The 261-nt window shown below is 63.2% G+C and carries 1 pseudogene; it reads right to left on the bottom strand.

Features of this window, described 5'->3' with window-relative positions:
- A pseudogene (locus ACJMK0_RS19215) lies at positions 1-261 on the bottom strand (transposase); the annotation flags it as partial.

The raw sequence follows: 261 nt of genomic DNA on the forward strand, positions 1-261 counted from the left end.
GTCGGCGGTCGAGCTCCGCCTGGGCAAAATAGGCTGACGCCTTTCTCAGGATCTCATTTGCTCGCTTAAGCTCGCGGTTCTCGCGCCGGAGTTCCTTCAGCTCTTCGGCCTGCGTGGTCGTCAGACCGTCCCGCATACCCTGGTCACGCTCCCATTGCCGCACCCAGCGGCGCAGCGCCTCCGGCGTACAACCCAACTTCTGCGAAACCGACCGCATTGACCCCCATTGCGTGTCCCCTGCCTTCTGCCCTTCGACGACAA

The organism is Lentisalinibacter orientalis (assembly GCF_040706535.1).
GTDB lineage: Bacteria > Pseudomonadota > Gammaproteobacteria > Steroidobacterales > Woeseiaceae > Lentisalinibacter > Lentisalinibacter orientalis.